The 15,054-nt window shown below is 48.9% G+C and carries 14 protein-coding genes and 1 other RNA gene; 13 read left to right on the top strand and 2 right to left on the bottom strand.

Features of this window, described 5'->3' with window-relative positions; genetic code table 11:
- The first annotated feature begins 263 nt into the window (after positions 1-263).
- The 10 genes from glyQ (at position 264) to rnpB (ending at position 11,014) form a co-directional block, all read left to right on the top strand.
- On the top strand, positions 264-1,151 hold the full coding sequence (gene glyQ, locus AC0YN3_RS18150; protein ID WP_475776375.1) for a glycine--tRNA ligase subunit alpha: 888 nt from the start codon (positions 264-266) through the stop codon (positions 1,149-1,151).
- Positions 1,144-3,225 carry a glycine--tRNA ligase subunit beta gene (glyS, locus tag AC0YN3_RS18145; protein WP_475776374.1) on the top strand — a complete coding sequence of 694 codons (2,082 nt, stop codon included), beginning with the start codon at positions 1,144-1,146 and terminating at the stop codon, positions 3,223-3,225. Before glyQ ends, glyS begins: the two co-directional genes overlap by 8 nt.
- 27 nt (positions 3,226-3,252) lie before the next feature.
- On the top strand, positions 3,253-4,068 hold the full coding sequence (locus tag AC0YN3_RS18140; protein ID WP_475776373.1) for a pyruvate, water dikinase regulatory protein: 816 nt from the start codon (positions 3,253-3,255) through the stop codon (positions 4,066-4,068).
- A gap of 101 nt (positions 4,069-4,169) precedes the next feature.
- Positions 4,170-4,619 (top strand): YaiI/YqxD family protein, encoded by a 450-nt coding sequence (locus AC0YN3_RS18135; RefSeq protein WP_475776537.1) that lies wholly within the window; start codon positions 4,170-4,172, stop codon positions 4,617-4,619.
- Between the two features lie 41 nt (positions 4,620-4,660).
- A complete protein-coding gene (dnaG, locus tag AC0YN3_RS18130) occupies positions 4,661-6,514 on the top strand; it encodes a DNA primase (protein ID WP_475776372.1) in 1,854 nt (617 codons plus the stop codon).
- A gap of 18 nt (positions 6,515-6,532) precedes the next feature.
- The gene (gene rpoD, locus AC0YN3_RS18125) at positions 6,533-7,663 is read left to right on the top strand and encodes an RNA polymerase sigma factor RpoD (protein WP_053376806.1); all 1,131 of its coding nucleotides are present in this window, start codon (positions 6,533-6,535) and stop codon (positions 7,661-7,663) included.
- Between the two features lie 136 nt (positions 7,664-7,799).
- Positions 7,800-8,636 (top strand): hypothetical protein, encoded by an 837-nt coding sequence (locus AC0YN3_RS18120; RefSeq protein WP_475776371.1) that lies wholly within the window; start codon positions 7,800-7,802, stop codon positions 8,634-8,636.
- Positions 8,636-9,418: a tRNA (adenine(22)-N(1))-methyltransferase gene (locus tag AC0YN3_RS18115; RefSeq protein ID WP_475776370.1), complete on the top strand. Its 783-nt coding sequence runs from the start codon at positions 8,636-8,638 to the stop codon at positions 9,416-9,418. The genes AC0YN3_RS18120 and AC0YN3_RS18115 overlap by 1 nt, the downstream gene beginning before the upstream one ends.
- Positions 9,385-10,506, top strand: coding sequence for a Nif3-like dinuclear metal center hexameric protein (locus AC0YN3_RS18110; protein WP_475776369.1), 1,122 nt, complete (start codon positions 9,385-9,387; stop codon positions 10,504-10,506). The genes AC0YN3_RS18115 and AC0YN3_RS18110 overlap by 34 nt, the downstream gene beginning before the upstream one ends.
- A gap of 101 nt (positions 10,507-10,607) precedes the next feature.
- An RNA gene (gene rnpB, locus AC0YN3_RS18105) (RNase P RNA component class A) lies at positions 10,608-11,014 on the top strand.
- A 65-nt stretch (positions 11,015-11,079) separates the two neighbouring features.
- Here the strand turns inward: rnpB and AC0YN3_RS18100 are convergent.
- Entirely contained in the window at positions 11,080-12,924 is a 1,845-nt protein-coding gene (locus AC0YN3_RS18100) for a S8 family peptidase (protein WP_475776368.1), read from the bottom strand.
- 183 nt (positions 12,925-13,107) lie between these two features.
- On the opposite strand from AC0YN3_RS18100, the gene AC0YN3_RS18095 reads away from it, so the two are divergent.
- The 3 genes from AC0YN3_RS18095 to AC0YN3_RS18085 are packed head-to-tail and all read left to right on the top strand — an operon-like array spanning position 13,108 to position 14,297.
- Positions 13,108-13,608 (top strand): YpuI family protein, encoded by a 501-nt coding sequence (locus AC0YN3_RS18095; RefSeq protein ID WP_475776367.1) that lies wholly within the window; start codon positions 13,108-13,110, stop codon positions 13,606-13,608.
- A 53-nt stretch (positions 13,609-13,661) separates the two neighbouring features.
- Positions 13,662-13,874, top strand: coding sequence for a DUF1540 domain-containing protein (locus tag AC0YN3_RS18090; RefSeq protein WP_475776366.1), 213 nt, complete (start codon positions 13,662-13,664; stop codon positions 13,872-13,874).
- Between the two features lie 6 nt (positions 13,875-13,880).
- Positions 13,881-14,297, top strand: coding sequence for a DUF4190 domain-containing protein (locus tag AC0YN3_RS18085; RefSeq protein ID WP_475776365.1), 417 nt, complete (start codon positions 13,881-13,883; stop codon positions 14,295-14,297).
- Positions 14,298-14,348: 51 nt separating this feature from the next.
- Here the strand turns inward: AC0YN3_RS18085 and AC0YN3_RS18080 are convergent, their stop codons facing one another.
- A complete protein-coding gene (locus AC0YN3_RS18080; protein ID WP_183559768.1) occupies positions 14,349-14,978 on the bottom strand; it encodes a GTP pyrophosphokinase in 630 nt (209 codons plus the stop codon).
- Between the last annotated feature and the right edge of the window lie 76 nt (positions 14,979-15,054).

Below are 15,054 nucleotides of genomic sequence, written 5' to 3'. Positions count from 1 at the left end.
TAGATGTCGACAAGCTTAGCGAGCCGGGAAAAGTGAAAGCCCGGATGGACATTGCGATGAAAAGGCACTCTGGAGCCGTATCGAACAAAGAGGGTTTGCCCATAAGGGGCTAACCAAGTAGGGTGGAACCGCGGGATTACAACTCTCGTCCCTACGTCTGGCAGCAGACGTAGGGACGGGAGTTTTTTGCGTGTCTGCGCTGCTGTCCTCAAGCAAGGTTAGCTTTTTTAATTAAAAACAGACGAAGAAGGAGAGGGTCAGTCATGAATTTTCAGAAAATGATTTTGACATTGCAGCAATTCTGGGCCGAACAAAACTGTATATTAGTGCAGCCTTATGATGTAGAGAAGGGTGCGGGAACGATGAATCCCATGACATTCCTGCGTTCCATCGGTCCCGAGCCTTGGAATGTTGCTTACGTGGAGCCGTCCCGCCGTCCGGCAGACGGTCGTTACGGGGAGAATCCGAATCGCTTGTACCAGCATCATCAATTTCAAGTTATTTTGAAGCCTTCTCCAGACAATATCCAGGAGCTTTATCTGGAGAGTCTGAAGCAGCTTGGCATTGACGCGAATGATCATGATATTCGCTTTGTCGAGGATAACTGGGAATCTCCGACGCTTGGTGCTTGGGGCTTAGGCTGGGAAGTCTGGCTTGATGGCATGGAAATTACGCAGTTCACGTATTTCCAACAGGTTGGCGGCATTGACGCGAATCCGGTTGCCGTCGAGATTACTTACGGCATGGAGCGGCTTGCTTCCTATATCCAAGAAAAAGAAAATGTGTTCGATCTGGAATGGGTGGAAGGCGTTACGTACGGAGACGTCTTTAAGCAGCCGGAATACGAACACTCCAAATATACGTTCGAGACTTCGGATACGGCCATGTTATTTTCCTTGTTCAATATGTACGAGGAAGAAGCGAAAAAAACGATGGAGCATAATCTCGTATTCCCGGCTTACGATTACGTGTTGAAATGCTCGCATACCTTCAATCTGCTCGATGCTCGCGGAGCGATCAGCGTAACGGAAAGAACGGGCTACATCACAAGGGTCAGAAATCTGGCGCGTGCCTGCGCATCGACCTATTACGAGGAAAGAGAACGTCTAGGATTCCCGTTGCTGAAGAAAGGAGTGGAGCAGCATGGCTAAAGATTTGTTGCTTGAGATCGGACTAGAGGAAGTACCAGCCCGCTTTGTGCGCGGAGCGATGAATCAGCTTAAGGACAAGACTGTGAAATGGCTTGCGGATTCCCGTATTGAGCATGGTGCAGTTCAGGTATATGCTACGCCTCGCCGCATTGCTGTGCACATTCAGGAAGTAGCCGAGAAGCAGACCGACATGAACGAGGAAGCGAAGGGGCCGTCCCGCAAAATTGCCCAGGATGAACAAGGCAATTGGAGTAAAGCGGCGCTTGGTTTCGCGCGCAGCCAAGGCGTTCCGCCTGAGCAGCTGTATTTCCAGGAGCTTGCGGGAGTCGAATACGTTTATGCGACGAAAAGCAGCATCGGCACACAAACGGCAGCCGTACTGCCTGAAGGTTTGCTGTCATTGATCACGTCGATGTCCTTTCCGAAGAACATGCGCTGGGGAAGCCACGAGCTTAAGTTTGTAAGACCGATTCGCTGGCTCGTCGCGCTGTTCGGTCAAGATGTCATTCCATTCGAGATTACAGGCGTGCAAACCGGCAACGTTACGCGCGGCCATCGTTTTCTTGGCGAGGAAACAACCGTGGAAGAGCCCACGCTATATGTGGAACGCTTGCGTGCCCAGCATGTTATCGTTGACGTGAGCGAGCGGGAAACGCTGATCGTAGATCAAATCAACCAGCTTGCCAAGGATAAGAGCTGGGAGATTGCAATCAAGGAAGACCTTCTAGAGGAAGTGCTGTTCTTGGTTGAGTATCCGAACGTGCTATTCGGCGGCTTCGATCCAGCGTTCCTGAACATCCCGCAAGAGGTGTTGATTACATCAATGCGCGAGCATCAGCGGTACTTCCCTGTATTCAACGGAGAAGGCGAGCTGCAGCCGTTTTTTGTAACGGTTCGCAATGGTGACCTGAAATCGATTGAGCTCGTAGCCAAGGGGAACGAGAAGGTGCTTCGGGCAAGGCTGTCCGATGCGAAGTTTTTCTACGAGGAGGATCATAAGCTGACGATTGAGCATGCTCTGTCCAAGCTTGAGAATATCGTCTATCATGAGGAGCTGGGCTCGGTTGCCGATAAAGTGAGGCGCATCCGCGCTACGGCCGATCTTTTAAGCAAGCATTTGGAGATGGCTGATCAGGAAGCGCAAGACATTAGCCGTGCGGCAGATATTTGCAAATTCGATCTCGTTTCGCAAATGGTCTATGAATTCCCTGAGCTGCAGGGCATTATGGGCGAAGATTACGCACGGAAAGCAGGAGAGCGACAAGCCGTGGCGAAAGCCATTAATGAGCATTACCAACCGCGTTTTGCCGGCGATCTGGCTCCGTCGGAATTGACGGGCGCTATCGTCAGCCTAGCTGACAAGATAGATACGATTGTCGGCTGCTTCTCCATCGGAATTATTCCGACCGGCTCGCAGGATCCATATGCGCTTCGCAGGCAAGCAGCAGGTATCGTTCAGATTATATTGTCACATGGCTTGAAGCTGCATCTAAACGATCTATATGCTGCTGCTTTATCCGTTCACGAGAGCCGCGGCTTGAAACGCCCAGCGGAAGATATAAGCAAAGACTTGTCGGATTTCTTCGCGCTGCGCGTCAAAAACGTGCTCTCCGAGCAAGGGGTTCGTTATGATGTTATTGACGCGGTCATGGCCGCGGGCTTTGTAGATTTGAAGTCAACGATTGAGCGTGCAAGCGTCGTTCAAGCATTGGCTGCGAGCGAGGACCGCAATGATTTCAAGCTGACTGTCGAGCAATTCAACCGTGTGAGCAACCTAGGATCCAAAGCGGCGTCGAAAACCGTGGACTCCGCGTTGTTCAGCGAACAGGTGGAAAAGGACTTGCACGAGAAATGGCTGCAGCTGCGCCCGGCGTTTACGGAAGCCGTCGCATTAGGCGATATTTCCAAAGCCGTTCATACCCTGTCAGCACTGAAGCCTTATATTCATTCGTATTTCGAGAATGTAATGGTAATGGCACCTGATGAGGCCGTTCGCGCTAACCGTTTGTCTACCCTTGCAGGCATTGCCGAAGATATTGCCGTCGTCGCGGATTTCTCTAAGCTGGTTTGGTAATTGATGTAGTTAGGAGGATGAAGGATCATGTCACGTTTAAATCCCGAAGTAATCGTCTATGTCGTATCCGATGCGGCTGGTGATACGGGCGAGCTTGTCGTGCGTGCGGCAATCGCTCAATTTCACCCGCTTCATACGGAAATTCGCCGAGCTCCGTTTATTACAGAGGAACAAGGCTTGCAGCGCATTATTATGCAGGCTAAGGAAGTCGATGCAATCGTGATCTACACGCTAGTCATTCCGGATCTCCGCGACTGCATGAAAAAACTTGCCGATGAGCATGGCGTAAAGGCTATTGATTTATTGGGATCATTCATAGAAACACTTGAACTGCGCACCGGCCGCAAATCTCGTCAAGAACCGGGACTCAACCATGTGCTTGATGCGGACTATTTCCGTAAGGTAGAGGCGGTCGAGTTCGCAGTTAAATATGATGACGCGAGGGATACTTCAGGCGTACTTAAGGCAGATATCGTATTGGTAGGCGTATCCCGAACGTCCAAAACGCCTTTGTCGATGTATCTTGCCCATCAAAAATACAAGGTTGCCAACGTGCCGCTCGTGCCGGAGCTCAAGCCGCCGGATGAGCTGTTCAAAATTCCGAAGCGGAAAGTAATCGGGCTAACGATCGGCGTTCCCTATCTGAATACGATTAGGAAGGAACGGCTTAAAGCATTGGGTCTGCCAAATAATGCATCCTATGCGACGCCGGACCGTATTGAAAAAGAGCTTCTTTATGCCGATAATATTATGAAGCAGCTCGGATGCGTCATCATTGACGTCTCGCACCGGGCTGTCGAAGAAACCGCCAGCTTGATTATGGAATATGTACGGATGCCGTAACAGCAGGCGGCAGGATTTTTTGCAGTCATGCCGTATATAATAGTATAGGACAAGAATACGAAACTGAGCGGTGATCACCTATTCGGATAGAGAAGCCTACTATTGTGGTTGACGCAGATGCATGCCCGGTAAAAACAGAAATAGGCGAAACGGCCAGAGCTTTCTCCGTTCCGGTGCTGATGGTTGCTTCCCATGACCACAGGCTTGAGCCGCAGCAAGGCGTAGATATCGTACAGGTCGACCGGAGCAATCAATCCGTCGATCTGTATATCGTTAACCATATTGCGCGTGGGGATATCGTGGTTACGCAGGATTTCGGCTTGGCATGCATCGCTATCGGCAAAGGAGCAATCGTATTGTCTCCGCGAGGGGAAGAGTATACGAACGACAACATCGATTATTTGATGGAGCGAAGGCATGAGCTTGCTAAACGCCGCCGAACCGGCGGCAAAACAAGAGGGCCTAAAGCAATGAATAACGATGATCGTGATCGATTTCAACAAAAGTTGACAAAAGTTTTGCGAAATGAGCAGGAGAACCATGACGTATAGCGAATATTATTTACGTGTTACTAGGATGAAGGTGATGAACGATGACATACGGTAATAAAATACCGGAGGAGATCATTGATGCGGTTCGCAAGCATTATGACATCGTAGAGACGGTCGGGAAATACGTTCATCTCACGAAGCACGGCAAATATATGAAGGGGTTATGTCCGTTCCATTCGGAGAAGACTCCCTCGTTTACAGTTACGCCGGAGCTCCAAATTTACCATTGCTATGGCTGCGGGAAAGGCGGAAACGTCATCCGCTTTTATGAGGAAATGGAAGGCTATTCATTTCCCGAGGCCGTTCGCATGCTAGCGCTCGATGCGGGAATGCCCATAACATGGGGCTCACCCGAAGGAAGCAAAGCCTCTCCGCATGATGCGGACCGAGCCAAAATTATTGAGGCGCATGAGCTTACCATTAAGCTTTATCACCATGTGCTCAATAATACGAAGCAGGGTCAAGCCGCCAAACAGTATTTGCGGGAGCGGAACCTTAGCGATAAGCTGATCGATCAGTTTATGCTCGGTTACGCGCCTGAGGAATGGGACTTGCTTGCTCGGTTTTTGACGAATCGGGGTTTCGACTTAGCACTGATGGAAAAAGGCGGGTTGCTCTCGGCTAAAGCTGACGGGAGTGGATATGTGGACCGGTTTCGCAATCGCATTATGTTTCCGATTTGGGATCGAGACGGCAAAGCTACCGCGTTTGCGGGTCGCATTATAGGCGAAGGACAGCCGAAATACTTGAATACCTCGGAAACGATGCTGTTTACGAAAAGCAGAACACTCTATAACCTGCACAATGCGCGGCCGGCAATTCGCAAGAGCAAGCAGGTCGTATTGTTTGAAGGTTACATGGATGTCATCAAGTCATGGAGTGCCGGTGTCAAAAACGGCATTGCGACAATGGGAACGGCTTTGACCGATGAACATTGCGCCATTCTGAAGCGTCAAGCCGAGGAGGTTATCGTCTGCTACGACGGTGACGATGCCGGACAAGCAGCGGCGCACAAATCAATTCCGATGCTGGAAGGCGCGGGATTGAAAGTGTCGGTGGCGATGCTTCCGAAAGGCAAGGATCCCGACGATTATATAAGTGAATACGGCCCTGAAGCATTCCTGCGGGATACGATGGACCAGCCGGTATCGGTAACAAAATTTAAGCTTATATATTCAAGGAAAAACCATATACTGCTAAAAGAAGAAGGTAGAAAGAACTATCTGCTTGAAGCGGTACAAATTGTTGCGGAGCTTGATTCATCAACGGAACGCGAGGTCTACTTAAAGGAAATATCCCGCGAGTTCGATATCTCTCTTGACGCCTTGAAGCAGGACTGTCACCAAATCAGACTAGAGCTGCAAAAAAAGAAACCGCAAGGGGATAATAACGACAATTCGTGGAATAATGGTAGGAATGAAAAGCCCCGAAAGTCTGGACCGCCTACTCTAATGCCCGCTTATACGCATGCAGAACGAAGGTTGCTGCATGTCATGATGCGGGATCGGGAGGTTGCACAAGCGGTTCATGAACGATTAGGCGATGCGTTTAATGTAGAGGATCACGCAGCTCTTGCTGCTTATTTATACGCTTATTTTGCTCAAGGCTACGATCCGGATGCGAGTCGTTTTATCGCAACACTGCTTGACGATCGGTTGGAGCGCACGGCAGCATCGATTCTGATGATGGACAGTGACTTTCCATTCGACGATACGACGATGAACGCTTATATTCAAGACATCCTAAAGGTTCCGCAGTACCTGGATATTGATCGTAAGAAAGAAGAAATGGTGCGTGCTGAGCGTACCGGAGATTTTTTGGCAGCAGCACAAATAGCAAGTGAGATTATAACCCTAGAGAGACAGCTTAAAGGGCGACAGGAAGATCGTTTCTAGGGGGGAGGGAGTCGGAATATGGCGAATGATCAACATACTGAACTAGATACCGAACAAAAACTGGATCATGTAAAGGATCAGTTGATTGAACAAGGCAAGAAGAGGTCATCTTTGACGTATAAAGAAATTATGGATAAGTTGGCTCCGTTCGATCAGGATCCTGAACAAATTGATGAATTTTTCGAACAGCTCGATGATTTTGGGATTGAGGTACTGAACGAAAACGATGAAGAAAATCCACTCGCTGCCCAAGGGGAAGAGCAAGAGCGCGAGCAGGATGACTTTAATTTCGATGATGATCTTGCATTGCCGCCAGGCATTAAAATTAATGATCCTGTACGGATGTACCTAAAAGAAATCGGTCGGGTTCCGCTTCTTTCTGCGGATGACGAGGTCGAGCTGGCGCAGCGTATCGAGAATGGCGACGAAGAGGCTAAACGTAGACTGGCTGAAGCAAACCTTCGGTTGGTCGTCAGTATCGCGAAGCGGTACGTAGGGCGTGGAATGTTGTTCCTCGATTTGATCCAAGAGGGCAATATGGGCTTAATCAAAGCTGTTGAGAAGTTTGACCACCAAAAGGGCTTCAAATTTAGTACGTATGCTACATGGTGGATTCGTCAGGCCATTACTCGCGCGATAGCTGACCAAGCACGTACAATTCGGATTCCGGTTCATATGGTGGAAACCATCAATAAATTGATTCGGGTATCCCGTCAATTGCTGCAGGAGCTTGGGCGTGAACCGACGCCAGAGGAAATTGCTGCCGAGATGGAGCTAAGTACGGAAAAAGTTCGGGAAATCATGAAAATAGCGCAAGAGCCAGTATCGCTTGAAACGCCGATCGGGGAAGAAGACGATTCCCATCTGGGAGACTTCATTGAGGATCAAGAAGCGCTTGCTCCTGCTGATGCAGCGGCTTATGAGCTTCTGAAGGAACAGCTTGAGGATGTGCTGGACACCTTGACCGAGCGTGAGGAGAACGTGCTGCGTCTCCGTTTTGGACTTGATGACGGCCGTACGAGAACACTTGAAGAAGTAGGCAAGGTTTTTGGTGTAACTCGCGAGCGTATCCGCCAAATTGAAGCCAAAGCACTGCGCAAGCTTCGCCATCCAAGCCGCAGCAAGCGGTTGAAGGATTTTCTTGAATAAATACGATATGTTTGGGATATTGACCTTTCTGCTCTTGCAGCGAGGTCTTTTTTCTAAAGAGCGGGCCTCATACAGCATCTAACTAGATTTAGGCCAATTAATCAATCAATCGGGACCGAAAGGACAGCGAAATACGATGAATGAGGATCGTCGGCAAATTATCGTGAAAGAAATTGATCATTGGAGACGCAGCAAGCTGCTTCCGGATCAATACTGTGACTTTCTGCTGAATTTATATGCTGATCAAGAAACGATCCATACGAACAAAGAACAGCAAAATACAGTAGGAAAAGCAATTGCTGCTGTGCAAAAAGCGACGGGAATGCAATGGATCCTTACATTTGGAACTTTTACCTTAATTTCCTTTGTTGTGCTTTATTTTAACGAATTTCATCCGCTATTGCAAATGGCTGTCGTAGCGCTTGGAACGGTTGTTTTTTTACGCATCGGACAACGTCTGAGAGGGCGTAACGAAGCAGCCGGATTGTCAATCACCAGCACGGGCATGCTGCTCCTTCTAGGCGGAGGGTTATACATGCTGAACGTTCATGGACTAGACCATTGGGGCTGGAGAACAGGCCTACTGGCATTCAGCGCGATCTTTTGGATTACATACGGAATTGCGGCACGTATACCGGCATTGCATTTTAGCGGCTGGCTTGCGGTTATCCTTGTATACGCTTGGCTCCTATCGGAGTTTACGGCGGATTCCAAGTGGTATGAAATTCAGCTGTACTGGCTGCCGATCGCTTCTTTGTTTGGTTGGGGCAGTTGGTTTGTGCACCGCTGGTCAAAAGCCGTATCGGCTGTGCTCTTTGCGACATGCTCGCTAGTTTGGTTCATGCCGGAGCTATATGCCGTGATGTTCGCTGACGAGTTGGCTTGGCTGCAGCTGCAGCTAATTATTAAAATCGCGATTGGCGGCGGCTTATTATTTTTAATGCGAAAACGATGGATGGTGTGGGTTGTATAATGTTGAAATTATCAAAACGTCTGCAGAAGATTGCGGATTATGTATCAATTGGAAATCGAGTAGCTGATATCGGCTCGGATCATGCCATGCTTCCCGTTTACCTGCTTCAGGCGAATGTGTCGCCGACAGCCATTGCCGGAGAGCTTAACCGCGGTCCCTACGAGGCAGCTAGAAAGCAAGGAGCTGATGCAGGCCTAACGGCACGTCTGACAGTTCGCCAAGGAGATGGGCTCAGCGTGCTGCTTCCAAACGAAGCGGATACGGTTACGATTGCCGGCATGGGCGGAAGCTTGATGAGTGATATTCTTGAAGCGGGTCATGCCGAAGGAAAGCTTGAAGGAGTAACGGAGCTTGTGCTGCAGCCGAATGTAGGCGAGGAGCTCGTGCGCAAATGGCTGTTGAAGCATAACTGGTTTCTTAAATCGGAAAGCATTATCGAAGAGGATGGGAAGATATATGAAGTTCTGCATGCCGCTCGCATGGATGATGCAGAGACAAGAAACCATGAACTGTATCATTCGGGCAACAAACGGATGAAGCTTGGAGCGGAACAATGGTTTCTAGTACAGCTTCAAATGGGGCCATACTTGCTGCGTCAGCCTCAGCAGGTTTTGTACAAGAAGTGGCAGCACGAATTCAACAAGCTGGAGCGGATTTGTGGTCAGCTGGCGACCTCTGAGCTGCCCGAATCGGCCATCAAGCGGGAGCATTTTCTGGCTGAAATGAATGTGATTAAGGAGGTTTTGCAATGTTTGCGAACGGACAATCCGTCATCCAGCTAATGGAGCAGCTAGCACCGAAGCATTATGCGGTTGAGAATGACAAAATCGGCCTGCAGCTGGGCACATTGAATAAACCGATTACAAAAGTTTTGGTTGCATTGGACGTAACGGATGCAGTCGTCGAGGAAGCCATAGAGACAGGAGCAGAGCTAATCATCGCACATCATGCGATCATTTATCGTCCACTAGCCAAGCTGGATACTTCAACGGCAGCGGGCAAAATGTACGAGAAGCTTATCAAAAATGATATTGCAGTCTATATTTCACATACCAATCTGGATGTTGCGGACGGCGGGATCAATGATTGGATAGCTGACCTTGTCGGCATCATGCCGGAAGGAAGACAATCCTTGGAAGAAGTCCATACGGATAAACTATACAAGCTAGTTGTGTTTGTTCCCGAAAGCCATCATGAGCAGGTATTAGAAGCGATTTGGCGCTCAGGAGCAGGCAAGATTGGCAGCTACAGCAATTGCAGCTTTAACATGAAGGGCACGGGTACCTTTGTCCCAGGGCCGGGTACAGAGCCTTACATCGGGTCACAGGGCAAGCTTGAACGAACGGAAGAAATTAGAATCGAGACGATTGTTCCATACAGCGTACACCGCAAGACGGTACAGGCGATGCTGAAAGCTCATCCCTATGAAGAGGTTGCCTATGATTTATATCCGGTTGATTTGAAGGGAAGATCCTTTGGACTCGGACGCGCAGGCAAGCTTGCGGAACCCTTGACGCTTGGAGAACTTGCTGAGCGAGCAAAAGTGGTATTCGATGTTCCAGCCGTACGCGTAGTCGGAGAGCTTGACCGCGTGATCCGGAAGGCGGCGGTGCTTGGAGGCTCTGGCTCGAGATATGTAAGGCATGCTATTTTCGCCGGGGCTGACGTATTGATGACGGGAGATATCGATTATCATACGGCGCATGATGCGCTTGCAGCGGGCATATCGATCATTGATCCCGGCCACAATATCGAAAAGATCATGAAGCACAAGGTAGCGGAGTGGCTGAATGAACAGCTTGCAGACAGCAAATCTAAAACCAAGGCTATTGCTTCAACCTTGCATACAGAGCCCTTCACTTTCATATAAAATTGCCGTGTATCCATGAGAAGCGGGTGACGATTTGAATTAGGTAATCGTTTGAGGGTTGAGCTTTTGCCCGATTGCTTGTATACTTAACGATGCCACGGAAAGTTTGACAGACAATCGCTGGCGGCCTTGTTGCCGCGAGAGGAAAGTCCGGGCTCCGCAGGGCAGGATGCTGGATAACGTCCAGTCAGCGCGAGCTGAAGGATAGTGCCACAGAAATGGACCGCCGATGGCCGGCTTTATGCCGGTACAGGTAAGGGTGGAACCGTGGTGTAAGAGACCACGAGGAGCATAGGTGACTATGTTCCTGGTAAACCCCATCTGGAGCAAGACCGAGAGGACGCCGCAGCCCCTAAGCTGCAGCCTTAGCCTGAGGCGCGTCCGGGTTGGTTGCTGGAGCCGTATAGCAATGTGCGGCCTAGATAGATGATTGTCGCTTCATCGTGGGAGGGTCGTTCCCGTTTGGACCACTAGAAGTACAGAACCCGGCTTACGGCAAACTTTCCGCACGACTTTATAACACTAACAAAGAGCACCCATCGCATGCGACGGGTGCTTTATTGTGCCTATTTTTTATTTTCCAGGTTGCGATGCAATTCGTTCAAGCCGCCTTTTTACTTGGTCGGGATAAGTTTGCAAGGCTCCGCCGAACTTTGAAGCTGCTTGGAGCGCCCTAACGATATCGATCTCACCGTACCCGAAATAATCGTCCTTGCCTTTAGCTCCTAAGTCACTTGCCGAAGTCCTCATGAGCTCCATCACTTCCACGTTAGACAATTCCGGATTCACAGAGCGAATGAGACCAGCCAATGCAGCCACGTGCGGACTTGCCATGGATGTTCCAGACAACGCGGCATATTGGCTGCCAGGATAGGTGCTTGCGATGCTGTCGCCTGGAGCAGCCACGTCGATGTAGTCGCCATAATTGGAGAAAGAAGCTTTTTCCTTATTGCTATCCGTTGCCGCGACAGCGAATACTTCCGGATAAGCCGCAGGGTAGCCTGGACGATCCGTGTTGTCATTGCCGCTTGCCGCTATCATGACGACATCATGCTCATAGGCATATTTGATGGCATCGTGCAGGAAATCGGCTTGCGCGTAGTTGCCGAGGCTCATATTAATCACTTTTGCGCCGTGGTCAACTGCCCAAATAATACCCTGCGCAACCGAATAGGTTGAGCCCGCTCCGCTGCTGTCGAGCACTTTAACCGGCATGATTTTGTTGTGCCAGGATATTCCCGCCACGCCTTCGCTATTATTAACGGTAGCGCCAATAATTCCCGATACATGCGTGCCGTGACCGACGTCATCATCCGGTTCTGCAGTTTCATCAACGATGTTGATGCCTTTTGTGATTTTTCCTTTCAAATCAGGGTGGTTGCTCTGCACGCCAGTGTCGAGAACCGCAATAACGACCTCATCTTTGCCCTTGGATATATTCCAGCCTTTCTCTGTTTCAATGGAAGGCAAGTTCCATTGATACTCGGAGTATAAGGCATCGTTGGGTACGATGGAGGTGCTCTCATTGGTCATATACAAATAATGCGGCTCCGTATATTCGGTATTCCATGTCTGCTTGAAATATTGAACGAGCTGGTCAGTTTCAATATTTCTCGATCGGAAGATGAAGGTATCGCCAACCTGCTTCATGGATTCCGCGTTTATGTCTCTTTTGACACGTTCGAGCTCGTCCGGCGTCAATGGCTTCGTGAAATGGACAACAACATCGCGGATATGATAATGACTGGCATTCCCGTTATCCTCGCCGCTGCGCACGGTCGTATCCGTGGTTGAATTCGGTTTAACGGATTCAATCTTGTAATTTCCTTCAGCCGGGTAGGGGATTAACCGCAAGTTGCGCATCTGGTGCTGCTCGACGGATTTCAGAATATCCTGCTTGATGACGCCTACTACGCCAATTCCGACATGCTTCGCGTCAGGAACACCAAGCACCATATAACGGCTGCCGTCCTTTGCGGTTAAGGCATCCGATTCATATTTGGCCCCTTTGCTAACCTGGGCTTTTGCATCCTTCACGTAGGTTTCTATTTGACGATTATCCGTTTTGGGCATGGTACCGCGATCAACGCTTCGTTTTCCCGAGATCCAGCTGATGTAATTCATATGCATATGCTCATGCATCATATGCTGTATTTGCTCGCTGGCAGCTGCTTTGGAGCCCATAGACGCTTGCATTAGCTTCTGAAAATCTTTTGAGCACTCCGATGCGCAGAGCATTGCCGTAGCTTTCACGTCGGATTGTACCGAGGCCATCTTAAGCGTATGCTCCCGTTTGGCCGAGAAGCTTGAGGTTTGTGGTTCTTTTTTGATTTCTTTAGGCGCGAATAAAGGGGTCGTAGGTATAAGCAGAGCTGCCAAGGCTAGAATGGTTAAAGCGCCAATCCATTTTCTACGCATTTCGGAAACCTCCATTGTTCGTTCTGAATTAGAGCAGATTCTAATCCTTAGGTTCGGGTTCCGAGGCGGAAAATATGCGAATGAAACCGTTAATCGCCAGTACCATCTCAATGTAATTTGTGGTACGATAATAATGATTGTAGTTTTTACGCGTGTTTGGATTATGAAAGGGGAACTACCTATATGCCAACTGCTAACGTCAAAGCGCTAACGGAATCAACTCGAACGAAGCTTAAGGATGCGGTTAATCAATTAGAGCCGTTTCTGAATAACAACGCTTTGCTCCAATTAACCGGTGAAGATAATGGGGAAGAAGCTCAAAATTTCTACAAAGGCCTTTTATCCGATTTGAGACATTTATTGGTATTTTCTGAAGTCTCGGTTGAAAAGCTGGGAGTATTGCTCAGACGTCCCAATTTCGATACTGATTATGCGGAACGCGTGCTGTATGAAGTTTACCATCAATGCGTAAGCGCGTTTTTCTATCCGAAGAACGAGTGCTACTCCGAGGATGGCCGTTACGCCTATACGGGCCAGGATGCCATCCGGTTCCGCTTCAAGCCTACTCGCGAATCACGCGGCATCGTACTTAGCGTATCCAAAGTATTCGAGGAGCTGCGTGACGAATTGTCATATTACGAAAACGATTATATGACGCAGCGCCGCATGCAAGGACAAAAATAAGGCAGAATGAATCACCTCCACTCAGGGAAACTTGATAGTGGAGGTGATTTTTTATGCCGAAAGGCGTGTCATGTAGTGTAGCGAATTGCAGCTTCTGGAAGGAAGGCAACAACTGCGGAGCGAGTGCAATCAATATTGAAATCGATCAGCATGCAGGCGCCCATTTCAACGAAGAATTTGCTGGAGACGAGCTTGGCTTATTCCATCAAGATGAAGCCGAGCAATCCAAGTCCACGTGCTGCTTGACTTTCAAACCTAAGGAGTGATGATCGATGGGCAATTATGAAGACGATTATAAAAAATTGTTGGATGATCGAGATCGGTCGGCACGAACAAGCCTTCCTGTTATGGGGACGGATCGCTTGCTTGATGTAAATGAAGAAATGGCTGCGGATTTTGCAGTGGGGAATCCAGTCATGAACACGGAGCGGAGAGAAGATCGGCATGTGGAGAGAGCGGAACGGGCAGATACGAGATCGGGCGGATATGCGCTTGGATGGGTATCGCTGGTTTTTGCGATTGCGTCATGGTTTATTTGGCCGGTATTGATGGGAGCTACGGCGACGGTGCTGGGCTTCATGGCTTACCGGCAAGGCGCTCGCGGTCTCGGAGGTTGGTCTATGGCAATCGGACTAATAGCATTGGCATTGAATTTAATCATCGTTCCGCTTTATTACGCGATAACCTAACGGATCATAACAAAAGAAGCTCCGCCCTTTTCCATGGGCCGGAGCTTCTTTTTATTTGAGCGCTTGCTCGCGGTGCTTCTGCACCTCCACGTTAAGCGCTAGCATTTGCCTGTCAAGGAGATGAATCATATCGGCTGAGCCTTTTAATTGCTCTTGAATATGTGGCGGAATTTGTTCATTGAATTTATAATAGATCTTGTGCTCAAGGCTTGCCCAGAAATCCATCGCTATTGTGCGGATTTGAATTTCTACGAGTACGTTTTCTGTACGGTCCGTCAAAAAAACAGGAATTTCAATGAGTAAATGGATGCTTTGATAGCCGTTAGGCTTCGGGTTGATGACATAGTCCTTCAACTCGACAACGCGAACGTCGCTTTGCTTGCTTATCATATCAACGATCTGATAAATATCGGTCGAGAAGGAGCATATCACGCGTACGCCGGCGATATCCCGAATATGCTCTTTCGCGTCTTCCAGCGTGATCGGCAGGCCTTTGCGCTGCAGCTTCTGCATGACGCTCTCCGGAGCTTTAATTCGGGTTTTCATATGTTCGATCGGGTTGTAGTCGTGAATAAATTGAAATTCTTCATTCAGAATATTAAGCTTCGTTTCTACGGCATCAAGCGCAAATTTATAAGTAAGAAAAAAATGAGCCCATTGCTTCAGTTGGTTGGTTTTCATTTGCAAGTTCACTCCTGATATTACTAATATGTATAGGTTTAGGTAGAGTTATGGACGGCACGTTCCGTGCATGATT

Source organism: Paenibacillus sp. J22R232 (assembly GCF_056269165.1).
Note: the sequence above shows the minus strand (reverse complement) of the source record. Positions and strands in the feature narration are given on the sequence as shown.